Here is a 16,658-nt window from a genome sequence, read left to right as displayed (position 1 = left end):
CAGACTAATCCTGCCCCCGCAAACAATAAAAAGACCCTGCCCCCTTCGGTGGTAGGGTTTTTTATTGCCCGGGGAGTCAGTCTTAGGCCACGACCGTCGCCGCTGAACAATGCCAGGTTGCAAGGCGGATTATGTTAGGATCGTGTCGGTCGGATGCAGGGCGCAAATCCGATGCCCTATTTGTACGTATTAAAGTCAGCGGATCAAAACTCAATGTGATGAAACAGTGGAGGACAGATCATGAAGACGCGTGGAAAATGGGGTGGATTTGCTGCGGGGCTGATTACCGCAGCATTGGCCATCGGTACATCGGCGCAGGCCCAGACTGTTAAAGTGACGCCGCTTGGCGCGGTTGATGGCGAGTTCTGCCCGCTTGATCGGGCGATGATTTTCGAGGATCCGGATGGTACCCGTATTCTTTATGACACCGGTCGAACAGTGGCCGGGCCAGAGGACCCACGATTGGGCGAGATTGATGCGGTATTGCTTAGCCACATGCATGGGGACCACCTTGGTGATCGTCATATCGAGGCGGTGAATGCAACCGAGTGCGGCAAGCCATCCTTCCCGGTTGATGTCCGGTCCGTCTCGAACACGGTTCAGATCGCACATGCCAAGGATGCACTGATCGTAACCGGTAGCGAAATGCCCGGTATTCTGGGGCGCAAGCTTGAAAGTATCGGGGGGGGGCCGGACAAGTCCGTTCTGGTGCGTTTTGGGGCTTCGCGCATGGTTGGGGGCGTGAGTATCACAACGGTTCCGGCTGTACACAGTAACGGCGTTTCAGGTGACTTCCTTGGTGGGCCGTTGGGTGAGATGCTTAAATCTTCCGGGGTGACGGCGTATGCGGGGCCGCCGACCGGTTATGTCCTGACCTTCTCGAACGGATTGTCGGTGTATCTGTCTGGTGATACGGGCATCACGGCCGAACAGGATGCTGTGGTGCGCGGTCATTACGGTGCGAAGCTTGTGGTGATGAATATCGGTGATACCTACACCACCGGCCCGACGGAAGCTGCCTATGTGATCAATGACCTGATCATGCCGGCATCGGTTATTCCATCGCACGCCAATGAATGGGCAACGGATGGCGGTAATGTGCGTTCCGGTACCCGGACCGAGGCCTTTATCAACGCAGTGAGTGTTCCGGCCCATGTTCCGCTGAGTGGCAAGACCATGGAATTCGACAGCGCCGGGGTCTGTTCAGCCGGTTGTTAAGCCTTGATCGGTTCGAATATGAAAAAAGGGCGGGAATTTCCCCGCCCTTTTCTGTTCGTATGGCGCGTACGCGATTTAGCTGCGCGGCTTGAGGTTTTCCGGATCGTAGATCGGTTTGTAGCCGATGCCATAGACTTCGACCGGATAGATTTCGTCCATATATGACACGTGGAGTTTGCGACCTTCCTGGCAGTAATCCCACGGTAGGTAGGCAAGGGCGATGTTTTTGCCGATGCTTGGGCCAAAGGCGATCGAGGTGGTGTAGGAACGACGGCCCAATTCATCAATCAGGGTTTTACCAGACTCCGGATCCATCACTGGAAGACGTCCGACCGGATAACGGGCAACACCGTTGGCATCAACATTGTCGGTCATGATCAGCGTGCAGAGCATGGCTGGTTGATGATCGCGTTCGCGATACTCGACATGCTTTGCCTTGCCGCGGAAGTCGGCTTCCTTGACCTTCGGGCGGGCAAGGTCGGCTTCCAGCAGATTGTACTGGGTGTGCAGATCTGCGTTCTGCAAGCGCAGTGATTTTTCCAGACGGCGCGAGTTGGCATAGGTTTCAACACCAACCGCCAGAACGCCAATGCCGCGCAGCGCATCCCAGACAGCCAGACCATCTTCGTAACGCATGTGAAGTTCCCAGCCCTGTTCACCGACATAGGAAATGCGGAAGGCCGAGACGGTCTTGCCGGCAATCTTGATCTGACGGATCGCGGCAAACGGGAAGTTTTCCACATTGAGCGCCTCGGGATCTTCGACGACCTTTTTAAGGTTTTCACGCGCGTTCGGGCCCCAGATACCGATGGTGGTGAAATCTTCGGTCACATCGGTGATCGTGACATCCCAACCCTTGTCCTGGGCGGTGCGGCGCATATAGGTCAGGTCACGCGGGCCGGCATCAGCACCGTTTACCAGGCGGCAGCGGTCCTCCATGCGGAAGACGGTGAAGTCGGCACGCACCATGCCTTCGTCATCAAGCATGTGGGTATAGATACCCTTGCCGATATTGGCATCCCCACCGATCTTTGCAGCACAAAGCCATTCCATCAGTTCGACGTGATCGGGGCCGGAAATGTCGGTCATGTGGAAGTGCGACAGGTTGATGATGCCGCAATCGTCGCTCATGGCCAGTTGTTCTGCGTTCGATACGCGCCAGAAGTGGCGGTTGTCCCATTCATGTTCACGGACCGGCACGCGGTCAGCGTATTTTTCCAGAAGGTGCTCGTTGGCGGCATAGCCGTGTGCACGTTCCCAGCCGCCCAGTTCCATGAAGTAACCGCCCAGTTCAACTTCGCGCTCGTAGAACGGCGAACGACGAATACCACGGGCATTGGCGAATGGTTCACGCGGGTGGACCGGCGGGTTGTAGATCTTTTTCGCCGTTTCGTAGCAACGGTCGTGGATATACTGTTCGTTCAGCTGGAACTTGTTAAAGCGCGAAAAATCGACCGAGGCGTGGTCGATATGCGTGCGGCCATGGGTCATCCAGTCAGCAATCAGTTTGCCCATGCCCGGTCCGTCTTTAATCCAGATGCCAACCGCATACCAAAGGCCACGCAGGTTCTGGCTTTCACCCATGCTTGGGCCGCCATCGGCCGAGGACTGCAGCAGGCCGTTGAACGAGTGGCTTTCGTTAAAGCCGAGCTCGGTCAGGATCGGGGTCAGTTCCATGGCGCGTTCAAGCGGTTCCATGACGTCTTCAAGCTCAAGGTCGCGCTGCGACGGGGACAAGCGTGCCTGATCCTTTTCAAGGATGTCGCGCGGATGGACCAGACGCGGGTTTTCCTCGTAGTAGTAGCCCCATTCGATCTGACCACCCTCAGTGCTTTTGGGATCGCCGGTGTCGCGCATATAGGCCGAGTTGCCCTGGTCTCGCAGCAACGGGTAGCCGATTTCAACACCGGTGCCTTCGAACTGGTTGTACGGGCCGAAGAAGGTCAGGGGATGGTCAACCGGCATGACGGGAAGGTCTTCGCCGGCCATTTCAGCAATCAGACGGCCCCAGAGACCGGCACAGACAACAACATAATCGGCATGGATCGTGCCGCGTTCGGTGACCACACCCTTGATGCGGCCATCTTCGGTGATCAGTTCAAGCGCCGAGGTGTTGGAAAAGATCTTGAGCTTGCCGGATGCAACGCCCTGGTCGATCAGTTTGCCAGCAACGGTTTGCGAGCGCGGAATAACAAGACCGGCATCCGGGTCCCACATCGCACCCATGATCTGGTCTTCTTCGAGAAGCGGGACTTTTTCCTTGGCTTCAGCGGCCGAGATGATTTTGACGTTGGTGCCAAATGCCTTACCGGAATCAACGCGGCGTTTGAGTTCGCCCATGCGTTCGTGATCACCGACACGTGCGACTTCCAGACCACCGATGCGCGCGTAATGGCCCATCTTTTCATAGAAATTCATGGAATACATGGTGGTCCAGGTGGTCAGCTGATCATGGCTGGTGGCATAGCAGAAGTCGGATGCGTGGGCGGTCGAGCCGATATCGGTCGGAATGCCCGATTTGTCGATGCCAACAATATCATCCCAGCCATTTTCGATCAGGTGATGCGCCACCGAGGAACCAACAATACCCCCGAGACCGACGATGACGACTTTGGCCTTGCTTGGAAATGCGCTCATTTCTCTCAATCCTTCTTTCCGAGATGTTTGTCAGTGCTCGGCATGGCGAAAACGCGTCAGGGACCGGTCAAAGCCGGCCGCTTTGCGAAGTTTACTACAAAGTGAAGACAACCGTTCGGTGATCATTAAGCATCACCCTGCCTTCAAGATGGTATTTGACGGCGCGGGCGAGAACCCGGGATTCGATATCCCGACCAGCCGCGACGAAATCGTCTGCCGACATCGCGTGGTTTACGCGTTCGGTTTCCTGTTCAATGATCGGGCCTTCATCGAGATCCGGCGTAACATAGTGTGCGGTTGCCCCGATCAGTTTCACCCCGCGCTCGTAAGCCTGATGATAGGGCTTTGCCCCCTTGAAGCTTGGCAGGAACGAGTGGTGAATGTTGATGATCATGCCATAGAACTGGCTGGAAAGCTCGTTGGTCAGAACCTGCATGTAGCGCGCAAGGACGACCAGTTCAGACTTGGTTTCCTTGATCAGGTCAGCAAGCTTGGCTTCCTGTTCAGCCTTGTTTTCCTTGTTCACCGGCCAGTGGTAGAAGGGAATGCCTTCCTGATCGGCGACCTTGCGGGCATCTTCGTGGTTCGAAACGATGGCCGCAACTTCGGCGTCGAGCCAGCCGACCTTGATTTGGTATAGAAGGTGCAGCATCGCATGGTCGAATTTCGAAACCATGATGATGATTCTCGGACGGCGTGCAACTTCATCAATCTTGAGCTTCAGGTTAAAGCGATCCACCGCCGGGTTTAGCGACAGGGCAACGGATTCCTTGTCGATATCTGCCGGTGTGATGATCGCAACACGCAGGAAGAACTTATTGGTGTGGCGGTCCCAGAACTGGTTGGACTCGGCGATATTGGCGCCGCGCGTAGCCAGAGCAGAGGTAACGGTCGCAACGATGCCCGGCTGATCATCACAGGCAACACGAAGGATATAAGAGGTATCATTCACTGGTTTGGTTCCGTCTTGATGTCTCGTGTTGAATGTTAAAGCTGGTTTTCCAGCTGCGGCAGTATTTCAAACAGATCACCGACAATGCCGTAATCTGCGACCTGGAAAATCGGGGCTTCTTCATCGGTATTGATGGCAACGATGATCTTGGAGTCCTTCATGCCTGCCAGATGCTGGATCGCGCCGGAAATTCCACATGCGATATATAGGTCGGGTGCAACGACTTTACCCGTCTGACCAACCTGAAGGTCATTGGGGGCATATCCCGCATCGACAGCCGCACGCGATGCACCAACAGCAGCACCAAGTTTGTCGGCCAGTGGCGTGATGACGGATTTGAACTTGTCTTCCGAACCAAGGGCACGGCCACCGGAAACAATAATCTTGGCGGACCCCAGTTCCGGCCGATCATTTTCCGACAGAATGTTTTCAAGGAAGGAAGATTTGCCGCTATTCGCACTTCCGGCGTCAACCTGCTTGATTTCGGCAGCGCTGTCACCGGCCTCGGCCGCGCCAAAGCTTGAGGTGCGGATCGTGAGCACTTTCTTGGCGTCTGTGCTTTGCACCACTTCGATGGCGTTGCCAGCATAGATCGGGCGTTTGAAGGTATCGGCATCGACAACTTCCATGACCTCTGAGACCTGCATGACATCGAGCAGGGCGGCAACACGCGGCAGGATGTTTTTGCCATTCGCCGTTGCGGCGGCGACGATGGTTTCGTAATCGCCCGCAAGTGAAACGATCAGGTCGGCGGCATTTTCGGCAAGATGGTTTGCCAGTGCATCGTTGTCAGCAACCAGGACGCTTCGAATACCGGCAAGCTTGGCTGCCTGATCGGCAACCGCACCAACGCCCGAGCCCGTGACAAGAATATCAATATCGCCGCCGATCTGGGTTGCAGCGCTCAGGGCCTTTGCGGTCTGTTCGGACAGGGTGGCGTTATCGTGTTCGGCAAAAAGAAGAATAGCCATGATTTCAATCTCCGCCTGGGTCAGATGACGCCAGCTTCATTCTTGAGTTTGTCGGTGAGTTCGGCAACATCGGCAACCTTGACGCCCGCCTTGCGCGTTGCGGGTTCTTCAACCCGGATCAGGCGCAGGCGCAGGCGCGGGGCAACGGTAACGCCAAAGTCAGCGGCGGTTTTGCTATCAAGCGGCTTTTTCTTTGCCTTCATGATGTTGGGAAGCGAGGCATAGCGCGGTTCGTTCAGGCGAAGGTCGGCGGTGACAATTGCCGGGAGGCTTACGCTGATGGCCTGAAGACCGCCATCGACCTCACGGGTTATCTTGGCGTGATCAGCCGAGAGTTCCAGCTTGGAAGCGAAAGTTGCCTGTGACCAGCCAAGCAGGGCCGAAAGCATCTGGCCGGTCTGGTTGGCATCGTCGTCAATCGCCTGTTTGCCCAGAATGACAAGGCCGGGTTCCTCGGCGTTCACAACACCTTTGAGGATTTTCGCGACGTCAAGCGGCTCAACCGGACCATCAACCGTGACCAGGATGGCGCGATCAGCACCCATGGCAAGGGCGGTGCGTAGGGTTTCCTGTGCCTGTGCCGGACCAATCGAAACGGCGACGATTTCGTCAGCCTGACCGGATTCCTTAAGGCGAATGGCTTCTTCGACCGCGATCTCGTCGAAGGGGTTCATCGACATTTTGACATTGGCAAGGTCGACACCGGAACCATCCGCCTTGACGCGGATCTTCACGTTGTAGTCGACGACCCGTTTGACCGGTACGAGAACCTTCATCATTTCCCTCTCTGACGAAATCCGGATCAAACAAACTTTTGGTCCGGTGTGGGTGCCTATTGCAGCGACCCGATTTAAGTTTCAAAGACTGGAAGCGTTACGCGATGCGACACTACCGGAGGCGATATTGAGCGTGGTGCAATTCTGGATGCCGAGTTTCCGGGGTCGGGGCAATTTTGACAGGTTTCTTGCGATCGTTTCGGGGCGCGAATGTACTGTTTGCCGATTTTGGCATCTTGATCGCAATCCGATTGTTGATTCTGCCGTGACCCTGTGTTTCTCTTGCTTAGCCGACATACCCTTCGGTATCATGAAAAGTAATCTGGCGACTTTTTGCGCCAAAAAATAGAATGTTTGCGTCAAAGTGAGATTACCGCTACGACAAAGCCGGTAACCTTGTCTGTATCGGAGGAACCGATGCTCAAGAAGCCTGAAGCACGTGCCCAGACTGCGCCGCGTTTAACCGTCGGTTTTATCCTCGCAAAACGCTTTACTTTGTGCGCCTTTGCCAACTTTGTCGATGTCTTGCGCCTTGCGGCAGACGAAGGTGATCGCAGTCGTCCGATCCTGTGCAAATGGACGGTTCTGTCCGACACGATGGACCCGATCACATCAAGTAGTGGCATCGCGGTGCAGCCCAAGGAACGCCTGGGCGATCCACGACGGTTCAATTATATCGTGGTTGTTGGCGGGCTAATGGATGACGCCGAAAAGCTGAGCCCGGCTTATCAGAAATTCCTGCATGAGGCGGCCGAAGCCGGGGTGCCGCTTGTTGGTGTTTGCACCGGGGTCTTTATGCTGCATGAGGCGGGGCTTCTTGACGGATATCGTTGCTGTGTCAGTTGGTTCCATCATTCCGAAGTGGTCGAGCAGTTCGAGGGACTTGATCCGGTTACCGAGCAAATCTTTGTCGTCGACCGTGACCGGTTGACCTGTTCGGGCGGTGTCAGTTCGGCACATCTGGCGGCCTATCTGGTCGATAAGCATGTTGGGCGGGCGCAGGCGAACAAAAGCCTGCACATCATGATCATTGATGATGCGCTTCAGGCGGAAAAGCCACAGCCCGGCATTCCACTTGATTTGAAAACGCAGGATCAGATCGTGCAGCGCGCGCTTTTGATCATGCAGCAAAATATCGATATGCCGATTTCCGTGCAGGAAATTGCGCGGCGCATGGGCAACAGCAAACGCCAGATCGAACGGCATTTCAGGATGGCGCTGGATACATCGCCCCAGGTGGCGTTCCTTAATATCCGGCTTGATCTGGCCCAGCACCTGATCGAGAAAAGCGACAAGTCTGTCGCCCAGATCGCAGTTGATTGCGGCTTTTGTGATTCTTCGCACCTTAGCCGGATGTTCCGCCGTCGTTATGGCTGCACGCCACAGGCTCTGCGCCGCCCGATCCCGGATTCACTGGCCACAAGTGCGATGGTCGAAGACGCACCACAACTTGAGGCTGGCGCATAAGAAACGAAAACGCCCTGCTTACTGTGATGGTAAGCAGGGCGTTTTAAATGATGCGCTTGAGATGATGGCAGAGATATTACATCTCGACCTCGACATCGGACAGCGGGGTCGAGCAGCAAATCAGGATCTTGCCCTGATCAATTTCGCGCTGACGGATACCGCCACCATGGTTCATGTCGACTTCACCGGACACCAGTTTGGATTTGCAGGTGCCGCAAATGCCACGCTGACAGGATGACATCGGCATCAGGCCGGCTTCCTTCGCGGCCGACAGAATGGTCATGCCCGGGCTGCATTCAACCACGTGGCCGGTCTTGCTGAAGCTGACGCGGAAGGTTTGCTCGCTGATTTCCGGTGCGACGGAAGCGTGTTCTTCGAACGTGCCCGCGGTTTCAGCGCCGAAATCAAAGCTTTCCTCGTAGTATTTGCCCATGTCGAAGCCAGCTTCTTCGAGCATGTGGCGAACACCCTCCATGAAGCGGGCGGGGCCGCAGCAAAATACCTTGCGCTCCTTGAAGTCAGGCGACATCAGCGACAGCATCGGCAAGCTCAGGCGGCCGGTATAACCGGTCCACTGATGGCTGGCAGACGCGCTGTCGCAGGTCAGTGCCACCTTCAGGGTCGGGTTCTGTGCGGCCAGCAGGGCAAGCTCGTCACGGAAAATCAGATCAGACGGCGTGCGTGCCGCATGAACGAAATGAAGGTCTGTCGGCTCTGACAAGTCACAGGCGGTACGTGTCATCGACATCATCGGTGTGATGCCGCTGCCAGCCGAAATGAACAACAGCTTTTCTTCGCCCGTGGCATCAGCGGTGAATTCCCCGCCTGGACCGGAAACGTTGATTTCCTTGCCCGGAAGCATGTTGTCATGCAGCCAGTTCGACCCCGGACCACCCGGAACCCGTTTGACCGTAATTTCAAGACGGTATGGGCGCGCTGCCGAGGCCGAGATCGTGTAACACCGGGTAATCATGCCATCGACCGGCAGTTCGAAGGTCATGAACTGGCCGGGGTAGAAACGAAACGCGCGCGGTTCACGTGCAGAAAAGACAAAGGTCTTTACGTCGTGCGTTTCCTGACGCACCTGACGGCAAACAAGGACGTCGTCATTTTCCGGGTCCCAAAGCGGGACCCGGGTAACTTCGGTCAGAATTTCTTCGACCGGGGCTTGATCGCCCTTGTTGCTGTCGGTGGTATTCTTGTCGGTCATTCTGCGGCAATCCCGGCTTTGGTCGTTGCGAAGTGATCTTCCAGACGCTTGATATACCAGTCACAGAATGCTTCGACATGCGGTTCGGTAAACTTGGAATAGGGGCCCGGTTCGTATGCAGGCTGTTCGCTGCCAATCTGGGCAAGGCGTACAAGGTCTGCATCCTGCTGGTTGGTCATGTTCCACACATGGGTGAGGTTATCAAGCGTGTAATCCTCGTTCTCATGCGCGTCCTTGTGAACCAGCCAGGTGGTCCGGACCAGCGTTTTGTTCGGTGCCAGCGGCAGGACAGAGAAGGTCACGACATGGTCAGCCATGAAGTGGTGCCAGGAGTTCGGATGTGTCCAGAAGCTGAGCCCGCCAAGTTTGGCATCGGTGAAATCGCCAAGCAGCTTTTTGGATGCCGATTTTGTATCAAGGGTGTGTGATTCCCCTTCGCGCATCAGCGGCAGGCGCATGGTGCGGAAACCGGTCACGCTCGACAATTGATCCTGTTCGGCAGACGGCAGACCGCAGGCTTCCCAGCGGGCATGGTCATTGGCGATGGTCTGCGTGTATTTCGCGACGTCTTCGGAGCGGCGCTGATCAAGTTCATCAGGCGAGAAACCGAAACCGAATTCTGACAGCGGCACGGTCAACTGCGGATGGTTGCCTTCGCAGTGATAGCACTCGCGGTTGTTTTCCATGGTCAGCTTCCAGTTTCCTTCCTCGATCAGTTCGGAAACGTGGGCCACCTTGCAATTGGCAAGGTCATGCGGTGCAAGATAGGGTTCCATGACCTTGGCCATTTCTTCGATATCGGCCGGCGCATCCTTGGCAAGACAGATAAAGATCAGGCCGGCAATGGAACGCACATGAACCGATTTGAGACCATGACAGGATTTGTCAAAGCCCGATCCCATGTGTTCAGCAAGGATAAGGTCGCCATCCTCGTTATAGGTCCAACCATGATAACGGCAGACGATATTGCCAATCGTGGTCTGGCGTTCGTCGATCAGTTTTGCACCGCGGTGACGGCAAACGTTATGGAAGGCACGAATGCCCATATCGTCGCCACGCAGGATCAGGATCGACGCCCCGCCGATTTCAACCGTGATGCAATCGCCCGGCTCGGGCAGTTCCGGCTCTACGCCAACAAAGATCCAGTGCTGGCCAAAGATCACTTCCATATCCAGATCCAGAATGTCCTGATCGCTGTAGAACGGCGCTTCAAGGCTTTTGAATGTCTGGCGGCGGGCGACGAGTTTTTGAATGTCAGAAGAATGCATGGTCGGATACCTCGGCTTCTCTCAATGGTATCTGGATGGAATCCTGTGCATGGCTAGCCGTTTGCATCAGGGCGTAAGCATATCACCGATCACATTCGTCGGTGTACAGACAATTGAAACCGGTTGTTTCCGGCCTCGGGCTTATTTCCTGGACGTCTTCAGTGGCTATCTGCGCGCGAGAAAGTTGGTATAGCCGAGGTAACTGACAGTTTTGCGTCCGCACAAAATGTGATGGTCCCGAACGCAGGAAACCGTTTGCCGCAACACCATGGTGGTTGGCACGATTGGTATTCGCACCCAAAAGCGAATACGAACATGGTTTCACGTACAATGTACGTGCCGGTTTGCGGGCCGTCAGTTGCACCCAAAGTCTCCCTCTACTCCGCCGGCAGGTAACCTGCTCTTTGGCACGCCCACGGTAAAGAGTGAGCGATCAGAAAATCTATTTCTAAATGAGGTCGCTAAGGGAGAAAGCATAAGTCAATTGGGCAGTAGTTTTGCGACGCAGTTATCATTGTCGGGCACACGATACCGGCTAGGTGGCCTTTGTCTGGAGAAATTTCAATGTGCAACAGCAGTTTTCCTCGCTTTTTTTGACGCCAATCGGCCGCAATGGCATCATCATGACAACAGACCGTGAAAATTGGGGATTCGGGTGATGAAAGTCGGCATTGTCGGGGCCGGAATGGTCGGAAGTTCGGCGGGCTATGCGCTTGCCGTCATGGGACTCGCAAGTTCGGTGGTTCTGGTCGATCAGAACCATGATCTGGCCGTCGCCCAAGCCGAAGACATTGCGCACGCAGTGCCGTTTCTATCCTCAACAATCGTCGAGGCGGCCGACTATGTCGGTCTTGCCGGGGCATCGGTGATTATTCTTGCTGCCGGGGTCAGTCAGAAACCCGGCGAAAGCAGGCTGGCTTTGCTGGAGAGAAATGCCGCCGTTTTCAAGGACGTGGTCGGCAATGTTCTTGCGGTTGCGCCTGACGCAATTCTCCTGATTGCATCGAACCCGGTCGATATCATGACCCAGATCACGCAACGGATATCCGGGTTACCTGCCAACCGCGTGATCGGTTCGGGGACGATCCTTGATACTGCCCGTTTCCGCAGTCTTTTGGGGCGACATCTGGGTATTTCGCCGCAATCGGTTCATGCCTATGTGCTTGGCGAACATGGCGACAGCGAAGTCTTGGCCTGGTCGAACGCCAAGGTGGGATCGCTTTCACTGGCCGATATTGCCGCCCAGGTCGGTTCCCCGATTACAGAGCATGTGCGTGCCACCATTGATGATGGTGTGCGCAATGCAGCTTATAAAATCATCAAGGGCAAAGGGGCGACCTATTACGGGATCGGGGCCGGCTTGGCGCGGATCATCAAGGCGATTGCACAGGATCAGCATGACGTTCTGACCGTATCGTGCGTGACCCCCGAAATTATCGGGGTCAAGGATGTTGCCCTGTCCATTCCCCGCGTGGTCGGGGCGCAAGGGATTGAGACGGATCTGATGCCCGACCTTGTCAGTGCAGAGCGTGACGGCCTTGAAAAAAGTGCGCGGCTTTTGAAGGACAGTGTTGAGTCAATCCGGCTGTAACTTGGTCTGTTATGTGCCAATGGCGGCGGCAGGTCGACGTTTGCTGCGCATCGCGCGCAATGTTGTGCCAAAGGCCTGCGCATAGGCCCGGCTGAGTGCCGCGTGGCTTTTAAACCCGGTTTGAAGGGCGATGTCGGCAAGCTTCATGTCGGTTGAGCGGGCCAGATCACGGGCCCGGCCAAGACGTAGCATCTGATAATATTTGCCCGGTGCCATCTGCAAATTGTCCTGAAAGGCGCGATCCAGACTGCGCAGGGAACACCCCGCATGGGTCGCAATGGATTTCAGTGCAACCGGCGTTTCGATATGGGCGATCATTTCGGCAACCGCACGCCTGACATTATCTGCGCCCGGCCCATGTAAACGGTCTGCGCCGCGTGCTGATATGTTGGGGTCGCCGTGCCGCTGATGGCGGGCGTCATAGACAAACAGATTGCTGACATCAAAGGCAACCGCTGGCCCATACTGCCGCGCAAGGATGTGCAGCATCATTTCCATGACGGTTGCAGCCCCCCCGGATGTGATCATTTTACCATCTTCGACAAAGCGATCAGTCAATACGGTGACATCGGGGAACTGTTCACGGAACTGATCAAGTTCCTGCCAATGGATGGTCGCCGATTTTCCCGCCAACATATTGCAAGACGCCAGCAACCAGGCGGCAGTATCGACACCAATCACCGTGCGCGCATGTTGCGCAGCATTTTGCAATCTTGCACGGGTGCGCGAAGACAAATGATGGCGCATGTCATAACCCGAAATCACCACAAGATAATCGATATGTGTCGGGTCCGGGATGGCATTGAGGGCGGCCTTCGGCGTGATGACAAGATCACTGGAACTGGTCGCCGGTGATCCATCGATCGTGCAGATATCCCAGCTGATTTGTGGCCCGTTTGGCAGACCTGCGGCCGCACGTAACGGTTCCAGCGCACTGGCCAGAACCAGATTGGAAAAGCCATCAAACAGGACAAAGACAAATCGATGATACGTGCTTGGCATGATCAGAAAAGTAAATGACGGGATAGGTAAAATCAATATCGGCAATCGAGATATCCTGATGGCAGAGAATGATTGCAAAAACAGTGAGGCCATCATGCCGCTTTCGATGAACAAGGAAGTCTTCATTACTGCCGCTGTAACCGGTTCGGGCGGAACCCAAGACAAATCCCCGCACGTGCCAAGATCGCCGGAACAGATCGCCAGTAGCGCGATTGACGCGGCCAAGGCCGGGGCGGCCGTGGTGCATTGCCATGTGCGTGATCCCGAAACCGGGGCACCGTCACGTGATTTGAAATATTACCGCGAATTGACCGAACGGGTGCGGGCAGCCGATGTCGATGTTGTTCTGAACCTCACGGCGGGCATGGGCGGCGATATTGTCTTTGGCTCCACCGAGGCACCGCTTCCGGTCAATGAAGCCGCAACCGACATGATCGGCGCGTCCGAGCGCATGGCGCATATTGCTGATTGCCTGCCCGAGATTTGCACCCTTGATTGCGGCACCATGAACTTTGCCGAGGCCGATTATGTCATGACCAACACGCCGGGCATGTTGCGCGCCATGGGACAGATGATGACCGATCTTGGCGTCAAGCCAGAGATCGAGGCATTTGATACCGGCCATCTGTGGTTTGCCAAACAACTGGTGTCCGAAGGCATTCTTGAAAGCCCGGCGCTGGTGCAGCTTTGCATGGGTATTCCGTGGGGCGCGCCAAATGATCTTAATACCTTTATGGCGATGGTGAATAACGTGCCGTCTGATTGGAATTGGTCGGCCTTTTCCATCGGGCGCGATCAGATGCCCTATGTTGCCGCATCGGTTTTGGCCGGGGGCAATGTTCGGGTAGGTCTGGAAGACAATATCTATCTGTCCAAAGGGGTGCTTGCCACCAACGCCCAACTGGTTGAGCGCGCGGTTGGTATTATCGAAGGCATGGGGGCCACCGTGATTGGTCCGGATGCGGTTCGCAAGAAGCTTGGCCTGACCAAGCGGGAGCCGCGCTAATGTCCACACGCTCCAACAAAAAAGCTGCCGTCATTGGCGGTGGTGTCATTGGTGGCGGCTGGGCCGCGCGATTTTTGCTAAATGGCTGGGATGTGGCGGTTTTCGATCCGGATCCGCAGGCAGAACGCAAGATCAACGAAGTTCTGGCAAACGCGCGCCGAAGTTTGCCTGCGCTTTATGATCGCTCCCTGCCAGACGAAGGCAAACTGACCTTCCATGACGATATGGCAAAGGCCGTGGCCGGGGCGCAGTGGATTCAGGAAAGTGTGCCAGAACAACTTGCGCTTAAACACAAGATCCTTGCACAAATTCAGGCCCATGCCCCTTCGGACTGCCTGATCGGGTCATCGACATCAGGCTTCAAGCCAAGCGAGTTGCAGCAAGGGTCAATCAAACCCGAACAGATCGTTGTCGCGCATCCATTCAACCCGGTTTACTTGCTGCCCTTGATCGAAGTAGTGCCGTCTGCCGCGACCGACGCTGCAACGCTTGAAGCTGGCTGTGACGTGTTGCGGTCTGTCGGGCTTAAGCCGCTTGTCGTGCGCAAGGAAATTGATGCGCATATTGCCGACCGTTTGCTTGAAGCGGTTTGGCGCGAAGGGCTGTGGCTTGTTCATGACGAGGTCGCGACCACCGAGGAAATTGATGACGCTATCCGGTATGGCTTTGGTTTGCGCTGGGCGCAGATGGGGCTGTTTGAAACCTATCGCATTGCGGGCGGTGAAGCCGGGATGGAGCATTTCATCGGCCAGTTTGGACCGGCCCTTAAATGGCCGTGGACGAAGCTTATGGATGTGCCGGAACTGACCCCGGAACTGACCGCCCGTATTGCGCAGCAATCAGATGATCAGTCCGGTCATATGAGCATCCGTGACCTTGAACGCCTGCGCGATGACAACCTTGTTGGCATGATGCGCGCGCTTAAGAAATCGGGCAGTGGTGCCGGCGGCACGATCAATGATCACGAAGCGTCGCTTCCCGAACCGATGCCGATCAACGATCTTCCGGTAACCGGTGATCGCCAGATCCCGCAAAGCTGGACCGATTATAACGGGCATATGAACGAAGCCCATTATGTTGAGGTCAGTTCACAGGCAAGCGACCGTTTCATGGAATTGGTCGGGGCGGATGCAAATTATATTGCCAGTGGGGGCAGCTATTTCACGGTTGAAACCCATGTCTGCTACCTGCACGAAATCAGTGCCGGCGACCATATCCGTGTGACCACCCAACTGATCAAGGGCGAAGGCAAGAAGCTTCATCTTTTCCATCGTCTGATCAATGATGAGGGTGCGGTTGCGGCAACGATTGAGACCATGTTGTTGCATGTCGACCTTAAAACCCGTCGCACGTCCGAGCCTGGTGACGTGGTGGCAACCAATTTGGCCGAAATGGCAAAACGTCATGCAAGCCTGCCCAAGCCAGACCAGCTTGGTCGTGCAATCGGTTAGTCAAAACGCGCGATCCGTTTTGCGTGGAACCAGTTCACAATAACGCTGTGTGATGCCCCTGCAGTCTTTAACTGCGGGGGCATCCGCGTTAGGTTGATCTATCACGTCTTTGACCAAGGATCCGTTGATGGCCAATTCCGATCAGGTTTCCCCCGAAGTGACCTATGACCCGATGCCAGAGGAAGAAGGCATTCGTGCCTTTATCGCCAAATGCGACGGGTTCTATCCGCCCGACGCGGTGGCGGCATCAATCGAACAGCAACGCAGCTGGTACGATGCGCTCTGTGCTGAATTTGCCTTTCCGCATCCCGAAGGCATGCAGGTCGAAGATGACGTGATTGCCGATGTACCGGTGCGCCATTACCGCCCGGCCGATTGCACATCAAACCACAAGATCGTCTATATGCATGGCGGTGGCTTTGTTGTTGGTTCGCGCGACAGCCACGATGCGATTTGTGCGGAAATATCCGAGGCGGCAAAAGCCGAACTGATCGCAATTGATTACCGTCTTGCGCCGGAACATATCTGGCCCGCCCAGCACGAAGATTGCCATCGGGTGACCCAAAGCATCCTGGCATCGGGCAAGAAGATTGTGCTGGTGGGCGACAGTGCGGGTGGCATGCTGGCCGCCGGGATCGCGGTTCGGGCCCGTGAAGAAGGCTTTGGTAACCGCGTCTTGGGGCAGGCATTGATCTATCCGGCCCTTGGCGGTGACTTGAACTGGCCAAGCTATGGCCAGATGGCCAATGCGCCGGGCTTAAGCACCGATGACGTGATTTACTATCGTGATGTGCTGAAGGCACCGATGGATGATCCGTTTGCCCATGCGCTTTCTGTTGATGATCTGCGTGGGCTTCCACCAACCTTTATCACGGCGGCCTATTTTGATCCGCTGCGCGATGATGGGCGCGAATATACCGCCCGCCTTGCCCGTGCGGGCATTTCCGTTCAATACCGTGAAGAGCCGCAAATGATCCATGGCTGGCTGCGGGCCAGGCATATGAGCCCGGGGGCGAAAGCAGCATTCGGGCATCTGTGCAAAGCCATTTCGGACATGCTGGAAACCCCCTAACAGGCCGATTACACCATCTTGGGCCGAAGATGCATAC

13 protein-coding genes are annotated in these 16,658 nt (G+C 55.8%); 6 read left to right on the top strand and 7 right to left on the bottom strand.

The window, feature by feature from the left end:
* Positions 1–240: 240 nt before the first annotated feature.
* The gene (locus tag TH4_RS12090; protein ID WP_064781276.1) at positions 241–1,218 is read left to right on the top strand and encodes an MBL fold metallo-hydrolase; all 978 of its coding nucleotides are present in this window, start codon (positions 241–243) and stop codon (positions 1,216–1,218) included.
* A 75-nt stretch (positions 1,219–1,293) separates the two neighbouring features.
* Here TH4_RS12090 and TH4_RS12085 read toward each other — a convergent pair whose 3' ends face one another.
* The 4 genes from TH4_RS12085 to TH4_RS12070 all read right to left on the bottom strand — a co-directional run bounded on the left by TH4_RS12085 (position 1,294) and on the right by TH4_RS12070 (position 6,554).
* Positions 1,294–3,855 carry a GcvT family protein gene (locus TH4_RS12085; protein WP_064781275.1) on the bottom strand — a complete coding sequence of 854 codons (2,562 nt, stop codon included), beginning with the start codon at positions 3,853–3,855 and terminating at the stop codon, positions 1,294–1,296.
* Between the two features lie 94 nt (positions 3,856–3,949).
* Entirely contained in the window at positions 3,950–4,807 is an 858-nt protein-coding gene (gene purU / locus TH4_RS12080; protein WP_008889668.1) for a formyltetrahydrofolate deformylase, read from the bottom strand.
* Between the two features lie 35 nt (positions 4,808–4,842).
* Positions 4,843–5,778: an electron transfer flavoprotein subunit alpha/FixB family protein gene (locus tag TH4_RS12075; protein ID WP_064781274.1), complete on the bottom strand. Its 936-nt coding sequence runs from the start codon at positions 5,776–5,778 to the stop codon at positions 4,843–4,845.
* A 20-nt stretch (positions 5,779–5,798) separates the two neighbouring features.
* A complete protein-coding gene (locus TH4_RS12070; protein WP_064781315.1) occupies positions 5,799–6,554 on the bottom strand; it encodes an electron transfer flavoprotein subunit beta/FixA family protein in 756 nt (251 codons plus the stop codon).
* A 417-nt stretch (positions 6,555–6,971) separates the two neighbouring features.
* Here TH4_RS12070 and TH4_RS12065 point away from each other — a divergent pair, with 417 nt between their 5' ends.
* Positions 6,972–8,021, top strand: coding sequence for a GlxA family transcriptional regulator (locus tag TH4_RS12065; RefSeq protein WP_063089291.1), 1,050 nt, complete (start codon positions 6,972–6,974; stop codon positions 8,019–8,021).
* Positions 8,022–8,097: 76 nt separating this feature from the next.
* Here TH4_RS12065 and TH4_RS12060 read toward each other — a convergent pair whose 3' ends face one another.
* Together TH4_RS12060 and TH4_RS12055 are read right to left on the bottom strand one after the other, a co-directional pair.
* Positions 8,098–9,231: an FAD-binding oxidoreductase gene (locus tag TH4_RS12060; protein ID WP_064781273.1), complete on the bottom strand. Its 1,134-nt coding sequence runs from the start codon at positions 9,229–9,231 to the stop codon at positions 8,098–8,100.
* Positions 9,228–10,499, bottom strand: coding sequence for an aromatic ring-hydroxylating oxygenase subunit alpha (locus tag TH4_RS12055; RefSeq protein ID WP_064781272.1), 1,272 nt, complete (start codon positions 10,497–10,499; stop codon positions 9,228–9,230). The genes TH4_RS12060 and TH4_RS12055 overlap by 4 nt, the downstream gene beginning before the upstream one ends.
* 658 nt (positions 10,500–11,157) lie before the next feature.
* On the opposite strand from TH4_RS12055, the gene TH4_RS12050 reads away from it, so the two are divergent.
* Positions 11,158–12,090 carry an L-lactate dehydrogenase gene (locus tag TH4_RS12050; RefSeq protein WP_064781271.1) on the top strand — a complete coding sequence of 311 codons (933 nt, stop codon included), beginning with the start codon at positions 11,158–11,160 and terminating at the stop codon, positions 12,088–12,090.
* A gap of 9 nt (positions 12,091–12,099) precedes the next feature.
* Here TH4_RS12050 and TH4_RS20660 read toward each other — a convergent pair whose 3' ends face one another.
* Entirely contained in the window at positions 12,100–13,092 is a 993-nt protein-coding gene (locus TH4_RS20660; RefSeq protein WP_064781270.1) for a GlxA family transcriptional regulator, read from the bottom strand.
* Here TH4_RS20660 and TH4_RS12040 point away from each other — a divergent pair.
* The 3 genes from TH4_RS12040 to TH4_RS12030 all read left to right on the top strand — a co-directional run bounded on the left by TH4_RS12040 (position 13,091) and on the right by TH4_RS12030 (position 16,621).
* Positions 13,091–14,098 (top strand): beta-keto acid cleavage family enzyme, encoded by a 1,008-nt coding sequence (locus tag TH4_RS12040; protein WP_245227850.1) that lies wholly within the window; start codon positions 13,091–13,093, stop codon positions 14,096–14,098. The two genes, TH4_RS20660 and TH4_RS12040, sit on opposite strands and share 2 nt — an antisense overlap.
* The gene (locus TH4_RS12035; RefSeq protein WP_064781269.1) at positions 14,098–15,549 is read left to right on the top strand and encodes a carnitine 3-dehydrogenase; all 1,452 of its coding nucleotides are present in this window, start codon (positions 14,098–14,100) and stop codon (positions 15,547–15,549) included. Before TH4_RS12040 ends, TH4_RS12035 begins: the two co-directional genes overlap by 1 nt.
* Before the next feature lie 127 nt (positions 15,550–15,676).
* On the top strand, positions 15,677–16,621 hold the full coding sequence (locus tag TH4_RS12030; protein ID WP_157097750.1) for an alpha/beta hydrolase: 945 nt from the start codon (positions 15,677–15,679) through the stop codon (positions 16,619–16,621).
* Positions 16,622–16,658: the final 37 nt, after the last annotated feature.

The organism is Thalassospira tepidiphila MCCC 1A03514, assembly GCF_001662875.1.
Lineage (GTDB): Bacteria > Pseudomonadota > Alphaproteobacteria > Rhodospirillales > Thalassospiraceae > Thalassospira > Thalassospira tepidiphila.
Note: the sequence above shows the minus strand (reverse complement) of the source record. Positions and strands in the feature narration are given on the sequence as shown.

What these genes read in the sequence shown, in the direction of transcription:
- TH4_RS12090 (WP_064781276.1), top strand. Translation starts at nt 241, where the DNA reads ATGAAGACGCGTGGAAAATGGGGTGGATTTGCTGCGGGGCTGATTACC.
- TH4_RS12030 (WP_157097750.1), top strand. Translation starts at nt 15,677, where the DNA reads ATGGCCAATTCCGATCAGGTTTCCCCCGAAGTGACCTATGACCCGATG.
- TH4_RS12075 (WP_064781274.1), bottom strand. Translation starts at nt 5,778, where the DNA reads ATGGCTATTCTTCTTTTTGCCGAACACGATAACGCCACCCTGTCCGAA.
- TH4_RS12035 (WP_064781269.1), top strand. Translation starts at nt 14,098, where the DNA reads ATGTCCACACGCTCCAACAAAAAAGCTGCCGTCATTGGCGGTGGTGTC.
- TH4_RS12040 (WP_245227850.1), top strand. Translation starts at nt 13,091, where the DNA reads ATGATCAGAAAAGTAAATGACGGGATAGGTAAAATCAATATCGGCAAT.
- TH4_RS12065 (WP_063089291.1), top strand. Translation starts at nt 6,972, where the DNA reads ATGCTCAAGAAGCCTGAAGCACGTGCCCAGACTGCGCCGCGTTTAACC.
- TH4_RS12060 (WP_064781273.1), bottom strand. Translation starts at nt 9,231, where the DNA reads ATGACCGACAAGAATACCACCGACAGCAACAAGGGCGATCAAGCCCCG.
- TH4_RS12055 (WP_064781272.1), bottom strand. Translation starts at nt 10,499, where the DNA reads ATGCATTCTTCTGACATTCAAAAACTCGTCGCCCGCCGCCAGACATTC.
- TH4_RS20660 (WP_064781270.1), bottom strand. Translation starts at nt 13,092, where the DNA reads ATGCCAAGCACGTATCATCGATTTGTCTTTGTCCTGTTTGATGGCTTT.
- TH4_RS12050 (WP_064781271.1), top strand. Translation starts at nt 11,158, where the DNA reads ATGAAAGTCGGCATTGTCGGGGCCGGAATGGTCGGAAGTTCGGCGGGC.
- TH4_RS12085 (WP_064781275.1), bottom strand. Translation starts at nt 3,855, where the DNA reads ATGAGCGCATTTCCAAGCAAGGCCAAAGTCGTCATCGTCGGTCTCGGG.
- TH4_RS12070 (WP_064781315.1), bottom strand. Translation starts at nt 6,554, where the DNA reads ATGAAGGTTCTCGTACCGGTCAAACGGGTCGTCGACTACAACGTGAAG.